This is a genomic window from Paracoccus everestensis, assembly GCF_021491915.1.
GTDB lineage: Bacteria > Pseudomonadota > Alphaproteobacteria > Rhodobacterales > Rhodobacteraceae > Paracoccus > Paracoccus everestensis.
Map to the genome: position 1 here is coordinate 2,279,031 of NZ_CP090836.1, position 16,429 is coordinate 2,295,459.

Annotated in this window: 16 protein-coding genes; 9 read left to right on the top strand and 7 right to left on the bottom strand. The window is 66.5% G+C overall.

Features of this window, described 5'->3' with window-relative positions; genetic code table 11:
- The 4 genes from rpiA to gmk all read right to left on the bottom strand — a co-directional run bounded on the left by rpiA (position 1) and on the right by gmk (position 3,083).
- Positions 1-756 (bottom strand): ribose-5-phosphate isomerase RpiA, encoded by a 756-nt coding sequence (rpiA, locus tag LZ585_RS11265; RefSeq protein ID WP_234853657.1) that lies wholly within the window; start codon positions 754-756, stop codon positions 1-3.
- A gap of 70 nt (positions 757-826) precedes the next feature.
- Positions 827-1,936 (bottom strand): sensor histidine kinase, encoded by a 1,110-nt coding sequence (locus tag LZ585_RS11270; protein WP_234853658.1) that lies wholly within the window; start codon positions 1,934-1,936, stop codon positions 827-829.
- On the bottom strand, positions 1,936-2,457 hold the full coding sequence (locus LZ585_RS11275) for a gamma carbonic anhydrase family protein (RefSeq protein ID WP_234853659.1): 522 nt from the start codon (positions 2,455-2,457) through the stop codon (positions 1,936-1,938). Before LZ585_RS11275 ends, LZ585_RS11270 begins: the two co-directional genes overlap by 1 nt.
- Positions 2,454-3,083 (bottom strand): guanylate kinase, encoded by a 630-nt coding sequence (gmk, locus tag LZ585_RS11280; RefSeq protein ID WP_234853660.1) that lies wholly within the window; start codon positions 3,081-3,083, stop codon positions 2,454-2,456. Before gmk ends, LZ585_RS11275 begins: the two co-directional genes overlap by 4 nt.
- A 193-nt stretch (positions 3,084-3,276) precedes the next feature.
- Here gmk and LZ585_RS11285 point away from each other — a divergent pair, with 193 nt between their 5' ends.
- On the top strand, positions 3,277-4,053 hold the full coding sequence (locus LZ585_RS11285; RefSeq protein ID WP_234853661.1) for a PAS domain-containing protein: 777 nt from the start codon (positions 3,277-3,279) through the stop codon (positions 4,051-4,053).
- 43 nt (positions 4,054-4,096) lie between these two features.
- On the opposite strand, the gene rnd is transcribed toward LZ585_RS11285, so the two are convergent.
- Entirely contained in the window at positions 4,097-5,266 is a 1,170-nt protein-coding gene (rnd, locus tag LZ585_RS11290) for a ribonuclease D (protein ID WP_234855818.1), read from the bottom strand.
- 109 nt (positions 5,267-5,375) lie between these two features.
- Entirely contained in the window at positions 5,376-6,506 is a 1,131-nt protein-coding gene (gene tgt / locus LZ585_RS11295) for a tRNA guanosine(34) transglycosylase Tgt (protein WP_234853662.1), read from the bottom strand.
- A gap of 123 nt (positions 6,507-6,629) precedes the next feature.
- Here tgt and LZ585_RS11300 point away from each other — a divergent pair, with 123 nt between their 5' ends.
- The 5 genes from LZ585_RS11300 to LZ585_RS11320 all read left to right on the top strand — a co-directional run bounded on the left by LZ585_RS11300 (position 6,630) and on the right by LZ585_RS11320 (position 11,300).
- A complete protein-coding gene (locus tag LZ585_RS11300; protein ID WP_234853663.1) occupies positions 6,630-6,983 on the top strand; it encodes an SUF system Fe-S cluster assembly protein in 354 nt (117 codons plus the stop codon).
- A 120-nt stretch (positions 6,984-7,103) separates the two neighbouring features.
- Positions 7,104-7,475: a HesB/IscA family protein gene (locus LZ585_RS11305; protein ID WP_234853664.1), complete on the top strand. Its 372-nt coding sequence runs from the start codon at positions 7,104-7,106 to the stop codon at positions 7,473-7,475.
- An 87-nt stretch (positions 7,476-7,562) separates the two neighbouring features.
- A complete protein-coding gene (gene tpiA / locus LZ585_RS11310; RefSeq protein ID WP_234853665.1) occupies positions 7,563-8,309 on the top strand; it encodes a triose-phosphate isomerase in 747 nt (248 codons plus the stop codon).
- Between the two features lie 23 nt (positions 8,310-8,332).
- The gene (locus LZ585_RS11315; RefSeq protein WP_234853666.1) at positions 8,333-9,817 is read left to right on the top strand and encodes an MFS transporter; all 1,485 of its coding nucleotides are present in this window, start codon (positions 8,333-8,335) and stop codon (positions 9,815-9,817) included.
- 31 nt (positions 9,818-9,848) lie between these two features.
- Positions 9,849-11,300, top strand: coding sequence for a TrkH family potassium uptake protein (locus tag LZ585_RS11320; RefSeq protein WP_234853667.1), 1,452 nt, complete (start codon positions 9,849-9,851; stop codon positions 11,298-11,300).
- On the opposite strand, the gene LZ585_RS11325 is transcribed toward LZ585_RS11320, so the two are convergent.
- The gene (locus LZ585_RS11325; protein ID WP_234853668.1) at positions 11,297-12,598 is read right to left on the bottom strand and encodes a peptidoglycan-binding domain-containing protein; all 1,302 of its coding nucleotides are present in this window, start codon (positions 12,596-12,598) and stop codon (positions 11,297-11,299) included. The two genes, LZ585_RS11320 and LZ585_RS11325, sit on opposite strands and share 4 nt — an antisense overlap.
- Before the next feature lie 106 nt (positions 12,599-12,704).
- Between LZ585_RS11325 and LZ585_RS11330 the strand changes: the two genes are divergently transcribed.
- From LZ585_RS11330 to glyS, 3 genes are read left to right on the top strand one after another with little or no spacing between them, the layout of a single operon-like run.
- Positions 12,705-13,634, top strand: a complete 930-nt coding sequence (locus LZ585_RS11330; RefSeq protein WP_234853669.1) for a glycine--tRNA ligase subunit alpha — start codon at positions 12,705-12,707, stop codon at positions 13,632-13,634.
- The gene (locus LZ585_RS11335) at positions 13,631-14,095 is read left to right on the top strand and encodes a DUF6446 family protein (RefSeq protein ID WP_234853670.1); all 465 of its coding nucleotides are present in this window, start codon (positions 13,631-13,633) and stop codon (positions 14,093-14,095) included. The genes LZ585_RS11330 and LZ585_RS11335 overlap by 4 nt, the downstream gene beginning before the upstream one ends.
- Positions 14,095-16,356 (top strand): glycine--tRNA ligase subunit beta, encoded by a 2,262-nt coding sequence (gene glyS / locus LZ585_RS11340; protein ID WP_234853671.1) that lies wholly within the window; start codon positions 14,095-14,097, stop codon positions 16,354-16,356. Before LZ585_RS11335 ends, glyS begins: the two co-directional genes overlap by 1 nt.
- Positions 16,357-16,429 lie beyond the last annotated feature (73 nt).

The window sequence follows — 16,429 nt, forward strand, 5'->3', positions numbered from 1 at the left end:
TCAATCTCCTTCGCCGGCCAGCATGTCGGCGTCTATATCGGCATTGCGGTCCAGGCGGACAACCGTGCCGTCCGGCTTGCCGATGATGGCCAGGTGGCACATCCCCAGGAACAGGCCGTGTTCCACGACCCCTGGAATGGCCGACAAGGCGCGGGCTAGGGCGACCGGATCGGGGATCGCACCCAGATGCAGATCCAGGATCCAGTTGCCCTCGTCCGTAACCCAGGGATCGCTGCCCTTCAGGCGATGCAGCACGTCGCACTCGGCCAGGTCCAGATCGTCAAGGGCGCGGCGGACCAGGGTGCGGGTGGTCTCGAACCCGAACTGCACCACCTCGACCGGCAGCGGAAAGACGCCCAGTTGCTCTACCACCTTGGCGGGATCGGCGATCACCACCATCCGGTGGCTGGCCGCTGCCACGATCTTTTCGCGCAGATGCGCGCCGCCACCGCCCTTGATCAGGTGCAGGTCGGGATCGACCTCGTCGGCGCCGTCGATGGTCATGTCCAGCCAGCCTATCTGGTCCAGGCTTTCGATGGTCAGTCCCAGGCTTTCCGCCAGGTCGCAGGTCGCCTTCGAGGTGGCGGCGCAGCGCAGCGACAGCCCCTCGGCCCGTGCGCGCGCGGCCAGTTCGCGCACCATGACGCTGGCAGTCGATCCGGTGCCCAGGCCCAGCTTCATGCCGTCCCGGACCAGGGCCACCGCGGCTCGCGCGGCGGCCAGCTTGGCGGGATCGGGTTGGGGGTTCTGGGTCATGGCGGCCTCCGGTCCAAAGCGTTGCAAAGGTTATAGGCCAGCGGCGTGCTGCCCGCCACCGGCAAAACCCTCAGCCCCGGCTGGCGCTTTCGGGCAGGATCACCGTGAACGTGCTGCCCTGGCCGCGCGTGCTGTCGATGCGCAGGCGGCCGCGGTGGCGGTTGACGATATGCTTGACGATGGCCAGGCCAAGCCCGGTTCCGCCCTGCGCGCGGGACCGGTGCGTATCGACCCGGTAAAAGCGTTCGGTCAGGCGCGGCAGGTGCATCCCCTCGATCCCCTCGCCCCGGTCGCGGATCTCGACGGCCCAGGCCGGGCCGCGCAGAAGGGGTTCGTGGTCGATCCGGCGCATGAGGACGCCCAGGTATCCGCCGTAGCCCCCGTATTTCAGGGCGTTCTCGATCAGGTTCTGGAAGATCTGGACAAGCTGGTCGGGATCGCCCGGCACCATCTGGCTGCCGCCAAGGCCCTGGGTTTCCACCGTGACGCCCGCCGCCTGGGCTGCACGGTCCATGGTTGCCAAGACGCCTCGCAGCAGCAGGGGCAGGTCGACCTGGTCCGAAGGGCGGCGCCGTTCCTCGGCCTGGACGCGGCTCAAGGACAAAAGGTCGCTGACCAGGCGGTTCATGCGTGCGGCCTCGCGTTCCATGATGTCCAGGAAACGGTCTCGGGCGCGGGCATCGTCGCGGGCCGGGCCGCGCAGGGTTTCGATGAATCCGATCATCGCTGTCAGCGGCGTCTTCAATTCGTGGCTGACATTGGCGACGAAATCGCGGCGCATCTGCTCGGCTTCCTCGGTCACGGACCGATCGATCACCGCAATCGTCGCCCCCCGCCCAAGGGGCGAAGGCAGCCGCGCCACGGTGATATCGGCCGCGATGTCGCGCCCGTCGGCCACGATCGCCGCGTTCAGCCGTGCCACGCCATCGATGGGCGGGAGTGCCGAGGGGTCGGGCGCAGGGGCGGGATGGCGGTCGGGATCCAGCACCCAGTCCACCGCCGCGACGACGCCGGGATGGCGCACCACCGTGACAAAGGGCCGGTTCAGCAGATCGCCGCCGCCGAACAGGGCCACGGCCGCCCGGTTGGCACCGATGGTGCGGGCCTTGTCATCGACGGCCAGCATCGGGACCGGCACGCCCTCCAGCAGATCCGAGGCCCGGCGGTGGCCGTCCTGCATCACCCGACCTGCCGCAAGCCCGCGCGAAAGCGCGCGGCATTGGCGCGGTATCGTGCGGCGGACTGGCGAAGGCCGGCCTGCGCCGCGTCGTCCAGCACCCGCACGACCTTGCCGGGCGCGCCCATGACCAAGGCACCGGCCGGAATTTCCTTGTTCTCGGCGACCAGGGCGCCCGCGCCGATCAAAGCCCCTGCCCCGATCCGGGCGCCGTTCAGGATCGTCGCGCCCATGCCGATCAAGGCGCCCTCGCCGATGGTGCAGCCGTGCAGGATCGCGCGGTGGCCGATGGTGCAATCCGCGCCGATCACCAGCGGACAGCCGGGATCGGTGTGCAGAACGCAGAGATCCTGGATGTTGCTGCCCCGACCTACGCGGATTTCCTCGTTATCGCCGCGCAGGACCGCGCCCCACCAGACCGATGCGCCGTCCTCCAGCACGACCCGGCCTATCAATTGTGCGTCGGGCGCGACCCAGGCATCCGCCGCAAGCTGCGGGGCGATGCCGTCCAGTTCCCAGATCATGCGTGTTCCTCCATCAGATCCTTGACGAAGCGGCCCAGGCCCCCCTGCCGGTCGCGGCGCAGGCGTTCGGCGGTCAGGATGGCGCGCAGGTTGTGTTCGGTCTGGTCCAGATCGTCGTTGACCAGGACGTAATCGTATTCCGCCCAATGGCTGATCTCGGCCCGGCTTTTCGCCATCCGGCCCGCGATCACCCCGTCGCTGTCCTGCCCGCGTGCGCGAAGGCGGCGTTCCAGTTCCGGCAAGGACGGCGGCAGAACGAAGATCGACACGACATGGCCGCCCAGGGCCGATGCGCGGATCTGCTGGCCGCCCTGCCAGTCCACGTCGAACAGCGTGTCGCGCCCGTCGCGCATCGCGGCCTCGACGGGCGCGCGGGGGCTGCCGTACAGGTTCCCGAAGACCTCGGCGTATTCCAGCATCTGCCCCTGCTCGACCATTTCGTGAAAGGCCCCGGGCGAGGTGAAGACGTAATGCTGCCCGTCCACCTCGCCCGCGCGGGGGGGACGGGTGGTGGCGGATACCGAAAAGCGCAGCGAGGGATCCCAATCCATCAGCCGCCGGGCCAGCGTGGATTTCCCTGCGCCCGAAGGCGATGACAGGATGATCAGCAGGCCGGTTCTGTCCATGGGGCGTCTTTCTTTTGGCTTTGGGCGCGGGATGGACCAGCGATGCGGGACGGTCAAGACCCCGGCCCCCCTTGCCATCTTAACCATTCGTTAGGAAAACGACTCGGCATGGGGCGAAGTTATGTTTATCATGCCGTTGGAGAGTATAGCGTGTCCGCGTTCCTGGACGCGCGGCAGTGACGAGGGTTCAACAGTGTCGGAATGGCAGGACGACAAGGCGTCGCATCCGCCCCGGGCGGATGGCACGGGACAGATTTTGCAACTTGCGGATTTCAACCCGGCGCAACCTGCCCGAATTCTGGCAGATATGCGCGCCTATTGGGACAGCCTGCGGCGCGGCCGGGCCGTGCCCGCACGGTCCGACATCCAGCCCCAGGGCATTCACCGCGCCCTTGATCACGCCTTTATCCTGGAACGAATCGCCCCCGGCGCCGCGCGCTTTCGCCTTGCGGGCCAGCACCTGATCGACCTGATGGGGATGGAGGTGCGGGGCATGGCCTTTTGTTCGCTGGCCAATCCCAGTTCGCGCGGCCGCTGGTCGGACGTGCTGGAATCGGTCTTCCGCGCCCCGCAACTGGCGCAGATGACGCTGCACGCCAAGGCGGAATATGCCCGCCCCGAACTGTCTGCGCGGCTGCTGCTGCTGCCCTTGTCCTCGGACCTGGGCGACGTGACCCGCGCGCTTGGCTGCATCATCGCCGAAGGCCAGATCGGCATCGCGCCGCGCCGCTTCGACCTGGTTTCCGACGAGGTCATGCCGATTATCGAGGGGGGCAAGACCCTCGCGCCCTCGGCTTCGGATTTCGGCCGCGACTGGCGCGGGGCCGGGCCGGGCAAGGCCCTTGACCTGCAACCTTCCGAACGCCCGGCGAAACGGGCGGACAGCGCGGAATCGCGGCGGGCCAAGTTCCGGGTGATCACCCCGAACCCCGCCACGCCGTCGCTGCCCTCGGGTGCGACCAGAAGCTAGGCGGACTGGCGGGGCGGACGGCCAGGAACGCCGCCGCCCGTCCTTATCCCACCGGCACGACGCGCACTGCGCCGCCCTTGGCCGACAGCGCGATTTCCCCTGCCGCCAGGCGCAATGCATCCTGGCCGAACACCTCGGCCCGCCAGCCTTTCAGCGCGGGCAGATCGCGGTCGCCCTGGGCGATGGCGTCCAGTTCCGAGGACGAGGCGATCAGCTTGGGCGCCACGCCCGACGCGTCGGCCTTGGCCTTGAGCAGCACGCGCAAAAGGTCGGACAATGCGGCATTGCCGGGCTTGCCCGGTTCGTCGGCCTTGGGCTGGGGCAGATCCTTGGATTCGATCCCCGCCTTGACGGCGGCCAGGATGCCATTGGCGATATCGCCCTTGCGCGCTTCCCGCAGCAGCAGGCGGGACCGGCCCAGGTCGGCCTCGGTCAGGGGTTTGGTCGAGGCGACCTCGATCATCGCGTCGTCCTTCAGCACGCGGGTCCGGGGAATGTCGCGTTCCTGGGCATAGGTTTCGCGGAACCGGGCCAGTTCGCGCAGGATCGCCAGGAAGCGCGGCGAGTTGGTGCGGGTCCGAATCTTTTGCCAGGCTTCCTCGGGACGGGTGATATAGGTTTCGGGGTCTTCCAGGACCGCGATTTCCTCGGCCAGCCAGCTTTCGCGGCCGTTCTTGCGCAGCTCGGCCGACAGAAATTCATAGATGACCCGCAGATGCGTCACATCGGCCAGGGCATAGGCGGCCTGAGCGTCCGACAAGGGACGGCGCGACCAGTCGGTAAAGCGCGACGACTTGTCCAGGTTCGCCCGCGCGATCCGGCGCACCAGGGTTTCATAGCCTGCCTGTTCGCCGAACCCGCAGACCATCGCGGCCACCTGGGTGTCGAACAAGGGTTGCGGGAACAGGCCCGCGTCGTGAAAGAAGATCTCCAGATCCTGGCGGGCGGCGTGGAACACCTTGACCGTACCGGTGTGGCGGAACAGGTCATAAAGCGGCTCCAGTGACAGGCCTTCGGCCAGGGGATCGACCAGAACCGCCTCTCCTCCCGGGGTGCCGGGAGTCGATGCGGGCGGAAGCGCAAGCTGGATCAGGCACAGCTTGGACCAATAGGTCCGCTCGCGCAGGAATTCGGTATCGACCGTGACATAGGGGGCGGTTTTTGCGATCTCGCAGAAACGCGCCAGGTCTTCGGTCCGGGTGATGGTGGTGATGTCGTCGCTCATGTGGGTCTTTCGCGCGGGGCGGTTCGTCCGCCAATTGGGAACGGATAAGGCGAAGCTTCCCTGATGGAAAGCGTTTTTGGTCAGCCGGGCTGACGGATCACAGAGCGTCGATGTCGCCTTGCGCCCGGACCGCATGAAAATCGGCCACAAACGCGTCCAGCCGCCCTTCGGCAATGGCGCCGCGCAGGCCCGCCATCAGTTCCTGGAAATAATGCAGGTTGTGCCAGGTCAGCAGCATCCCACTGATCATTTCGCCTGCACGAAAGACGTGGTGCAGATAGGCGCGGCTGTATCCGGTGCAGGCCGGGCAGGTGCAGTCCGCGTCCAGCGGGCGCGGATCGTCGGCATGGCGGGCATTCTTGATGTTGACCTGGCCCCGCCGCGTCCAGGCCTGTCCGGTCCGCCCGGACCGGGACGGCAGCACGCAATCCATCATGTCAACGCCCCGCTGCACCGCACCCACGATGTCATCGGGCTTGCCCACCCCCATCAGGTATCGCGGCTTGTCGGCGGGCAGGAAACCCGGCGCGTAATCCAGGACGCCGAACATCGCCTCCTGTCCCTCGCCCACGGCAAGGCCGCCGATGGCATAGCCATCAAAGCCGATGGCCTTCAGGGCCTCGGCGGATTCCTCGCGCAGGTCAGGCGTGACGCCGCCCTGCATGATGCCGAACAGCGCATGGCCCGGCCTGTCGCCAAAGGCGTCGCGCGACCGCTGCGCCCAGCGCATCGACAGGCGCATGGACTGGGCCACGGCGTCGTCGGTCGCCGGCAGCGCGGGGCATTCGTCAAAGCACATCACGATGTCGCTGCCCAGCAGGCGCTGGATTTCCATGCTGGTTTCGGGCGACAGCATATGCTTGGACCCGTCGATATGGGATGAAAAGGTGACGCCGTTTTCGGTCAGCTTGCGAAGGGCGGCCAGCGACATGACCTGGAAGCCGCCGGAATCCGTCAGGATCGGCCGGTCCCAGTTCATGAAACGGTGCAATCCGCCCAGCCGCGCGATCCGGTCCGCGCCAGGGCGCAGCATCAGGTGATAGGTGTTGCCCAGCAGGATGTCCGCGCCCGTGGCACGCACCGATTCCGGCAGCATCGCCTTGACCGTGGCCGCGGTGCCCACCGGCATGAAGGCGGGCGTGCGGATCTCGCCCCGCGGCGTGTGGATGGTGCCGGTGCGCGCAGGGCCGTCGGTTGCGTGAAGGGTAAAGGAAAAACGCTCGCTCATCGGGGGGCCTGTCGCTGGAACCGGGCGTGTTTATCCAATGCAGAGGGGGATCGCAATGCGCCCCCTCTCTGGACCTGGGGAGACGGGGTGCCTATATGAAAGCAAATTCGACAGGAACACGCCATGACCGAACCGCAGGAAGGCGCCCCGCTGATCGCGCCCTCGACCACCGACCATCCACTGTATGACAGCATCGTCGAGGCCTGCAAGACTGTTTATGACCCGGAAATCCCGGTCAACATCTTCGATCTGGGGCTGATCTATACCATCCAGGTCAACCCGGAAAACGAGGTGCGGGTCATCATGACCCTGACCGCGCCGGGCTGCCCCGTCGCGGGCGAGATGCCGGGCTGGGTCGCGGACGCGGTGGAACCCTTGCCGGGCGTCAAGCAGGTCGATGTGGAAATGACCTTTCAACCGCAATGGGGCATGGACATGATGTCCGACGAAGCGCGGCTGGAACTGGGCTTCATGTAGGAAGACGGGGGGCTGTCTGCCCCCCCGACCCCCGAGGATATTTGGACCAAGGCAAAACAGCCACGTCTTGATGGGCGTGGGTTGCGGGATTATCTTTGGGGTGAACAGAAGGAACGCGCCATGTTTGCCATTCCCGGATCCGTGCCGGTCACGATCACGCCCGCCGCCGAACGCCAGATTGCGCGGCTGATGACGGGCAAGAACGCCTTTGGCCTGCGCATCGGGCTGAAAAAGGGCGGTTGCGCAGGCATGGAATACACCATGGACCTGGTCGAGGCGGCAGAGCCGCACGAGGAAGTCGTGCAACAGGGTGCGGCCCGCGTATTGATCGCGCCGCGGGCGCAGATGTTCCTGTTCGGCACCGAGATCGACTATGAAACCGGGCTGCTGGAATCGGGCTTCAAGTTCCGCAATCCCAATGTGACCGATGCCTGCGGGTGCGGGGAATCCGTGCGGTTCGAGCCGCTGGACGGAAGCCGCGCCGCCGGGTGACCGGCTTTCCGTCGCAGTTGCGGCGCTATCATGATTGCGAACCGGGCGTCATGGTCCTAAGCCGTTTCAAACGCTTGGAGGGATGGCATGGCACCGCGCAAACTGGCAGCCGGAAACTGGAAGATGAACGGCGATCTTGCCGCCCTGGCCGAGATCGACGCATTGACGGCAGCCCAGGCGGCGCCGGGCTGCGACGTCCTGATCTGCCCGCCTGCTGTCCTGATCCATGCGATGAAGGCGCGGATCGGCGCGGGCGCTATCGCGGTCGGCGGGCAGGATTGCCATGCGACATCCTCGGGCGCCCATACGGGCGATATCTCGGCTGCGCAGTTAAGGGATGCGGGTGCGTCCCATGTGATCCTGGGCCATTCCGAACGCCGCGCCGATCATGGCGAAACCGATGCAATGGTGGCGGCCAAGGCCGCGGCCGCCCATGCCGCCGGTTTGACCGCGATCATCTGCGTGGGCGAGACCGAGAGGCAGCGCGATGCCGGGGAAACCCTGGCGGTGATCGCCTCGCAACTGGATGGATCCATCCCCAAAGGCGCGACGGCGGCCAATACCGTCATCGCCTATGAGCCGGTCTGGGCCATCGGCACCGGACGCACGCCGACCCTTGACCAGATCGCCGAGGTTCATGCGCTGATGCGCGAGCGCCTGGAGGACCGGGTCGCAGATGCGGCGCAGGTCCGGCTGCTTTACGGCGGCAGCGTCAAGCCCGCCAATGCGGCCGCGATCTTTGCCATTCCCCATGTGGACGGCGCCCTTGTCGGCGGGGCCAGCCTCAAGGCGGCTGATTTCGGCCCGATCATCGCGGCCCTGGCGGCAGTTTAGCGGGCAGAGGCGACCTGAAGCCCATGACCGCCCGTTCCCCCTGGCTTGTGCTGGCCATCGTGTCCAGTGCGCTGTTCCTGATCGTGATCGACATGACGGCGCTTTACACCGCGTTGCCGACGCTGACGCGCGACCTGGAAGCCTCGGCCACGGAAAAGCTGTGGATCGTCAATGCCTATTCCCTGGTCGTGGCGGGGCTGCTGCCGGGCGCGGGCGCGCTTGGCGACCGTTACGGGCACCGGCGGATGTTCACGATCGGCCTGGCGATCTTTGGCGCGGCATCATTGGCGGCCGGCTTTGCGCCCACATCCGCCACCCTGATCGCGGCGCGTGCGGGCCTGGCCGTGGGCGCTGCGGCCATGATGCCCGCCACGCTGTCGATCATCCGCCACACATTCGAGGATCCGGACGACCGCGCCCTTGCCATTGGCATCTGGGCCGCCGTCGCATCGGGCGGCGCGGCGCTTGGCCCGGTGATCGGCGGCGCGCTGCTGGAACATTTCCATTGGGGCGCGGTGTTCCTGATCAACCTGCCGGTGGTGCTGGCGGCGCTTGCCCTGACGGCCGCCTTTGTGCCTCGGGGCCAAGGTCATGGACACCATCCCTTTGATCCTGTCGGATCGCTGCTGGTCCTGGTCGGGCTGGTCGGCGTGACGCTGGCCATCAAGGAAATCGCCAAGCCGGACCCGTCGCTGACGGTGCTGCTGTTGTCCGCCCTGGCGGGCCTTGCCGCCCTGGCGCTGTTCTTTCGCCGCCTGCGCCGCAGCGCCAATCCGATGATCGACCTGACGCTGTTCCACGGCCCCCGATTTGCAGGGGGCGTAATTGGCGCCCTTGTCTCGGCTGCGGCCCTGCTGGGGGTTCAGCTTGCCATCACACAGCGCCTGCAACTGGTTCAGGGGCTGTCGCCGCTGCAAGCGGGGCTTTTCGTCCTGCCGATCCCGCTGGCGTCGTTCCTAGCCGGGCCGGTCGCCGGCATGATGCTGGGCCGGGTTGGCGCAGGCCGCCTGCTGGCGGCGACGCTTGTTGTCAGCGGGGCGGGCATCCTGGTTTACTGGGCAGGCGTAGGCCACCAGGGGATCGAACTGGCAAGCTTTGCCATCATGGGCGCGGGCATCGGGGCTGCGATGACGGCGGCCTCGTCCACCATCATGCTAAGCGCGCCCGCCGACCGGGCGGGCATGGCGGCATCGGTCGAGGAAGTGTCCTATGAACTGGGCGGCGCGCTTGGCATTGCCATCCTGGGCAGCCTGATGGCCGGAATTTACAGTGCTTCGTCCAGTGCAGCAGGCTTGGGAAAAAAGGCCTCGGATTCGCTGGATGGCGCCCTGGCCCTGGCCGCGACCTTGCCCGCGCCCCAGGCTGATCGCCTGCTGTCCATCGCCAATGACGCCTTCGACCAGGCCACGGGGGCGGTGGCCCTTGCGGCAGGCCTGGCGCTCTTGGCGGCAGGCGCTTGGGTGGGCCGCATCAACCGCATGGATGGCCGCGTCCAGCAGGGCGCTTGACGCCCGACCGGGCGCGGGGCAAGCAATCGCCATGATCGACCTTCGCCCCGTGGCCCATCCGATCGGCAAGATCATCGTGACCCTGGGGGTTTCGATGCTGGCGCCCATGGGGGTGGACTGGTGGCACGGCGATCCGCACTGGGCGGTCTTTCTGCAATCCGCCGCGCTGACGATGGTCGTGGGCACGCTGGTGTCGGTCGCGACTTGGGGCAATTACCGCAACCTTTCGATCCAGCAGGCCTTCCTGCTGACTTCGGGGCTGTGGGCGGTCTTGCCGCTGTTCGGCGCCCTGCCCTTCATGCTGGGCCAGCCAGACGCCCGCTTCGTCGACGCCTATTTCGAGGCGATGTCGGGCGTCACCACCACCGGCACCACGGTCTTTCCCCAACTGGACGGCTTGCCCCGGGGCACGCATCTGTGGCGCGCGATCCTGCACTGGATCGGCGGGTTGGGGATCGTGGTGGTCGCCATGGTGTTCCTGCCGATCATGAAGGTCGGCGGAATGCAGTTCTTCCGGTCCGAGGGTTTCGACACCCTGGGCAAGATCATGCCCCGCGCAGGAGAGATCGCGGCCGAGATGACGCGCATCTATGTCATGCTGACGGGATTCTGCACGATCACCTATCTGTTGCTGGGCATGAACGGGTTCGACGCCATCGTGCAGGCCTTCGGCACGGTCTCTACCGGGGGGTTTTCCAATTACGACGCCAGCTTCGGGGCATTCCTGGGGCCGATCGAATGGGCTGCGTCGTTCTTCATGATCCTGGCCTCGATCCCGTTCATCCGGCTGGTGCAGGGGATGCGGGGGGAGTTCACGCCGATCTGGCGGGACTTGCAGATCCGCGCCTATCTTCGCTGGATCTTCTATGCCTGCGCCATCATCATCGCCTATCGCGTGGTCTTCCTGCAGCATCAGGGCAATGTCTTCGACATCACGCGGGAAACCGTGTTCAACACCGTCTCCACCTTTTCGGGAACGGGGTTCTTTTCGACCGACGTGATGACCTGGGGCCACCTGCCGCTGGCGATCCTGATCATCTGCGGGCTGATCGGCGGCTGCACCGGATCGACCGCCTGTTCGGTCAAGGTGTTCCGATACCTGGTTCTGTTCCAGGCCGTGCGCGCGCAGTTGCGCCGGATGCATTCGCCGCACCGGGTCTATGCCCTCCGCTACGAGGGCCGTCCCCTGGACAAGGACGTGATCGATTCCGTCATGGCCTTCTTCACGCTGTTCATGCTGACCTTTGGGCTGCTGATCGTGGGCCTGTCCCTGACCGGCCTGCACCCGCGCACCGCGCTGACCGGCGCCTGGACCGCCATTGCCAATATTGGCCCGATCTGGGGACCGGAAATCACCGCAAACGGTTCCATCGCCGAATTTCCCGACAGCGCCAAATGGCTGATGACGCTGGGGATGTATCTGGGCCGGCTGGAGCTGGTTTCCGTGCTGGTCCTGCTGCTGCCGCGCTTCTGGCGGGGCTAGGGGTTGCCCATGGCCGGTGCGGCGGCTTGGGCAGGCGCATCATTCGCCGCTGGCCCCTTGCGCGCAAAGCTGTCCGACATTTCTGCCGCGATCCGCGCCTGGCCCTGTGCGTCGGCGGCGGGCCAGATGAGGACAAAGCCCTCGGCCCGGCCGTCGCGGACCCAGCCTTCGGCGCGGCCGATATGGGCATCATTGGCACCCTCCAGCAGGACATGGCTGGGCTTGATGGTCCGGGTCGGCTGCGGCACCCAGCCAAGCGCCGTTACCAGCCCGGACAGATCCAGCAATTCCTGCTGACCGCCGGGCTGGCTGAACAGGATCAGCGCAGCCCCCGACCCGTCCCTGGGACCATAGATCGACAGCGCCCGTTCCGTCCGGTCAAAGGCCAGCCGGTCCATCGGCGCCATGACCGACAGACCCGTGGCCTCGTCGTCCAGCATCGTCAACCCGACCTCGGATCGCCATGCGTCGCGGCGGGCGATCAGTTCGGCCATCGCGGTGCCGGGATCGGTGGACAGGCGTTCGGCCAGGATCTCGGCCTGGATGGCGTCGCGGGTCCGGGGGCCGGACTTGCCGTCGATGTCCCCGTCGTAAACGCCCGCCCACCGCAACGCGCGCTGCACCTGGTCCAGGGGCGGCATGGTGGCGGCGGTGGCGGGCGGCGCCGGCAGGTCGGGGGACTTTCCCGCCTGAACCACCGCGCCCAGTTCGGATGCGTCCGACACAAAGGCGTCGTCCGGCACCACGTCGCCATCCTTGAAGAGCCGCAGCCATGCATCGGCAGCAGCCCGGTCGACCGGACCCAGCACCACCCCGAACCAGCCGTTCGGCAACTGCGCCAGCCCGGCATCGGGGAAGGTTTGGCGCCATTCTGTCAGGGCCGCATCGGCATCTGCCCGCGACTGCACCGATTGCAGGCGGATATAAGCGCCCGGCGCAGGCAGGTCCGGCTGCGGGGCGGGCTGCGCCGCTTGGGCCACGGGGACGGCGTCGCCCACCGAGGTCAGCACCACGTCATTGCCCGGCACGGTGACAAAGCTGTCGGGCGGGATCCGGCGCGCGTCCTTCAACTGGCCGATCCGTTCGCCCGCTTCCCGGGGTGTCAGCGGGCCTATGGCAATCGCGGTCCAGCCGCCCGGTAGCGCGAATGTCACCACCTCGCCCAGCTGGCTGGCCCAGCGGGCGGCGGCTTCTGCCACGTCGTCGCCCCGCTTGGCCTCGATGCGGATCACCGCGTCCTGCGCGAAAGCCATCACGGGCAGCCCAGCCGCCAATACCACCCATGCCAAGCGCCGCATCCCCGTTCCCCTTCGCTGGCCGTTCTTGCGGCCTTTATTGACCCTGTTCCCCGCCCCGCCTAGAAGGCGCGCAAGCTTGTGCTGATCTATGCAAAGGACGGCCCCGATGACCAGCCCCAACCGACCCCGTTGCTTTCAGGAAATCATCCTGCGGTTGCAGAATTACTGGGCGGCACAGGGCTGCGCCGTCCTGCAACCCTATGACATGGAGGTTGGCGCGGGCACCTTTCACCCGGCAACCACCCTGCGCGCGCTTGGCGGGCGGTCTTGGGCCGCGGCCTATGTCCAGCCTTCGCGCCGCCCGACGGATGGCCGCTATGGCGAGAACCCGAACCGCCTGCAGCATTATTACCAGTATCAGGTCATCATCAAGCCAAGCCCCGCGAACCTGCAGGATCTGTATCTGGGCAGCCTGCGCGCCATCGGCCTGGACCCCCTTGTCCACGATGTTCGCTTCGTGGAGGACGACTGGGAATCCCCGACCCTGGGCGCCTGGGGCTTGGGATGGGAGGTCTGGTGCGACGGGATGGAGGTCAGCCAGTTCACCTATTTCCAGCAGGTCGGCGGCCACGACTGCCGCCCGGTATCGGGCGAGCTGACCTATGGCCTGGAACGGCTGGCGATGTATGTCCTGGGCGTGGAACATGTCATGGACATGCCCTTCAACGATCCAGACGCCCCGATCCCCCTGACCTATGGCGACATCTTCCGCCAGACCGAACGCGAATATTCCCGCTGGAACTTCGATCAGGCCGACACGGATACGCTGTTCCAGCATTTCAAGGACGCCGAGACCGAATGCGCCCGGATCCTGGCCGCCGATCCGGTGGACGCTGCCGGCCGCACCATCCCCATGGCGCATCCGGCCTATGACCAGGCGATCAAGGCCAGCCATATCTTCAACCTGCTGGACGCGCGCGGCGTAATCTCGGTCACCGAACGGCAGGCCTATATCGGTCGCGTCCGTGCCTTGGCAAAAGCCTGCGCCGACCTGTTCGTCACAACCGAGGCCGCCCAGGCCCCCGCCGCATCATGAACGGCAAGATCGTCGGCATCGGGCTGCTGGCCATTGGCGCGGTCGCGGGCGGCGGGATGTGGTATTTGCAGGAATACTATTTCTACGACAGGATCCCCGCTGCCGATGCGATCACCGTGCAGACTGCCGCTGGCCCGATCGCGGTACCGGCCAGCGATTTCCAAGGCATCGACGGCGACAGCTCGCCCCTGAAATGGCGGGTCTGCGCGGTGCTGGCCGAACAGCCCGCCGACCCCGTGCCGTTCAAGGGCGCGACGCCCATCGGCGCGCCCCGCTGGTTCGACTGCTTCGACCACGGCCAGATCACGACCGACCTGGAATCCGGTGCGGCCCAGGCCGTGCTGGGCCAGGCCGAAATCCGCCCCGACGTGGACCGCGTGCTGGCGATCTATCCCGATGGCCGCGTCTATGGCTGGCACCAATACAACGACAAGACCCCGGAACGCGGAGTGATGGACTGATGCCCGACCTGTTGATCGAACTTTTTTCCGAGGAAATCCCCGCCCGGATGCAGGCCCGGGCCCGCGAGGATCTGAAGAAGCTGGTGACGGACGGACTGGTCAACGCCGGGCTGACCTATGCCAGCGCCGGTGCCTTTTCCACGCCCCGCCGCCTGACCCTGGCGGTCGAAGGCCTGACCCCCAACAGCCCAACCACGCGCGAGGAACGCAAGGGCCCCCGCACCGACGCCCCCGAGGCCGCACTTGAAGGCTTCCTCCGCTCCACCGGCCTGACCCGCGACCAACTGGTCGCGCGTGACGACAAGAAAGGCCAGGTCTGGTTCGCCACCATCGAAAAGCCCGGCCGCCCCGCATCCGAGATCGTGGCCGAGGTGCTGGACGCCACCATCCGCAACTTCCCCTGGCCCAAGTCGATGCGCTGGGGCGCGGGTTCGCTGCGGTGGGTCCGCCCGCTGCATTCGATCATCTGCCTGCTGTCCGACGAATCCGGCGCCACCATGGTCCCCCTGACGGTCGAGGGCATCACCGCTGGAAACACCACGCGCGGCCACCGCTTCCTGTCGCCCGATGCCTTCACCGTCACGGGCTTTGACGACTATGCCGCCAAACTCCGCCGCGCCCATGTGATCCTCGACAGCCATGAACGCGACGAAGCGATCCGGCAGCACGCCGCTAATCTCGCCTTCGCGCGGGGGTGGGAAATCGTGCCCGACGACGCCCTTTTGTCCGAGGTCGCGGGCCTTGTCGAATGGCCCGTTCCCCTGATGGGCGTGATCGAGGAGCGTTTCCTGGACCTGCCGCCCGAGGTTCTGCAAACCTCGATGAAGGAACACCAGAAGTTCTTCTCGGCCCGCAATCCCAAGACCGGCCGGATCGAGGGCTTTGTCACCGTCGCCAACATCGAGACTCCCGACGACGGCGCCACGATCCTGGCTGGAAACCAGCGGGTGCTGGCGGCGCGGCTGTCCGATGCGGCGTTCTTCTGGGAAAATGACCTGCGAGAGGCCAAGGCGGGGATGAGCGCCTGGGCCGAGGGGCTGAAGTCGGTCACGTTCCATAACAAGCTGGGCAGCCAGGCCGACCGCATCGACCGCATCGCCGCCCTCGCCCGCGAAATCGCCCCGCTGGTCTGCGCCGACGCGGATCAGGCCGAACAGGCAGCGCGGCTGGCAAAGTTAGACCTACGCAGCGCCATGGTCGGCGAGTTCCCCGAATTGCAAGGCACCATGGGCCGCTACTACGCTCGCGCAGCAGGTGAGCCCGATGCGGTGGCCGACGCCGCTCGCGATCACTATTCACCGCTCGGGCCGTCTGATGAGGTGCCGACTGCCCCGGTATCGGTGGCTGTGGCGCTTGCGGACAAGATGGACACGCTGGCCGGGTTCTGGGCGATTGATGGGAAGCCGACAGGTTCAAAAGATCCTTATGCGCTGCGCCGGGCAGCGTTGGGAGTGATCCGACTACTTACTTCCTCTATGCACCGAGCAAATCTGCTTCCGTTATTGAAGATTGCAGTCGAACGGCAGCCTGATCTACCGTTGCTTGAAGCCACGCTCGCGACGGATGTCGAGGCTCGCGCTGAGATCGCTCAAAGGCTCAGTGATCCCTCTTATACCGGAACTATTCTCACGGGCACGCGAGAAGAATTAGAGGCTCAACTGAACAAGCTCGATGCTGACATTGCTTCGTTTAGTCGCGTAGTAGAGAAGTATCGTGCATTGTGCAGCGGCGCTCCCTCCGACCTCCTCTCCTTCCTCCATGACCGCCTCAAGATCTATCTCCGCGACCAAGGCATCCGCCACGACATCATTGATGCCGTGCTGGCGCAGCCCGGCAACGACGACCTTGTGCTGGTGGTCAACCGCGCCACGGCGTTAAATGCGATGATGCAAACGGAAGACGGCAAGAACCTGACCCAGGGCCTCAAGCGCGCGGGCAACATCCTGGCCCAGGCCGAGGAAAAGGACGGCGTCGAATACAGCTTCGGCGCCGACGTGAAGTTCGCCGAAACCGATCAGGAACGCGCCCTCTTCGCCGCCCTCGACACCGCGGAACCGGCGATCAAGGCCGCGATCAAGGCCGAGGATTTCCCCGCCGCCATGACCGCCATCGCCGCCCTGCGCGCGCCCATCGACGCCTTCTTCGAGGCGGTGCAGGTCAATACCGATCACCAGATCGTCCGCCGCAACCGCCTGAACCTGCTGCACCGCATCCGCGCCGCAGGCCAGCAGATCGCGGATTTCACCAAGGTCGAAGGCTGACGAAATACCTCGCCGCACCATGAAAAAGGGCCGGAGGATGAACCTCTGGCCCTTTCTTCTTCACGCAAATATC

Excerpts from the sequence above, each read along its gene's own strand:
- glyS (WP_234853671.1), top strand. The coding sequence starts at position 14,095 with ATGCCCGACCTGTTGATCGAACTTTTTTCCGAGGAAATCCCCGCCCGG.
- LZ585_RS11300 (WP_234853663.1), top strand. The coding sequence starts at position 6,630 with ATGACCGAACCGCAGGAAGGCGCCCCGCTGATCGCGCCCTCGACCACC.
- gmk (WP_234853660.1), bottom strand. The coding sequence starts at position 3,083 with ATGGACAGAACCGGCCTGCTGATCATCCTGTCATCGCCTTCGGGCGCA.
- LZ585_RS11315 (WP_234853666.1), top strand. The coding sequence starts at position 8,333 with ATGACCGCCCGTTCCCCCTGGCTTGTGCTGGCCATCGTGTCCAGTGCG.
- LZ585_RS11275 (WP_234853659.1), bottom strand. The coding sequence starts at position 2,457 with ATGATCTGGGAACTGGACGGCATCGCCCCGCAGCTTGCGGCGGATGCC.
- LZ585_RS11270 (WP_234853658.1), bottom strand. The coding sequence starts at position 1,936 with ATGCAGGACGGCCACCGCCGGGCCTCGGATCTGCTGGAGGGCGTGCCG.
- LZ585_RS11330 (WP_234853669.1), top strand. The coding sequence starts at position 12,705 with ATGACCAGCCCCAACCGACCCCGTTGCTTTCAGGAAATCATCCTGCGG.
- LZ585_RS11305 (WP_234853664.1), top strand. The coding sequence starts at position 7,104 with ATGTTTGCCATTCCCGGATCCGTGCCGGTCACGATCACGCCCGCCGCC.
- tpiA (WP_234853665.1), top strand. The coding sequence starts at position 7,563 with ATGGCACCGCGCAAACTGGCAGCCGGAAACTGGAAGATGAACGGCGAT.
- LZ585_RS11325 (WP_234853668.1), bottom strand. The coding sequence starts at position 12,598 with ATGCGGCGCTTGGCATGGGTGGTATTGGCGGCTGGGCTGCCCGTGATG.
- rpiA (WP_234853657.1), bottom strand. The coding sequence starts at position 756 with ATGACCCAGAACCCCCAACCCGATCCCGCCAAGCTGGCCGCCGCGCGA.
- LZ585_RS11320 (WP_234853667.1), top strand. The coding sequence starts at position 9,849 with ATGATCGACCTTCGCCCCGTGGCCCATCCGATCGGCAAGATCATCGTG.
- tgt (WP_234853662.1), bottom strand. The coding sequence starts at position 6,506 with ATGAGCGAGCGTTTTTCCTTTACCCTTCACGCAACCGACGGCCCTGCG.
- LZ585_RS11335 (WP_234853670.1), top strand. The coding sequence starts at position 13,631 with ATGAACGGCAAGATCGTCGGCATCGGGCTGCTGGCCATTGGCGCGGTC.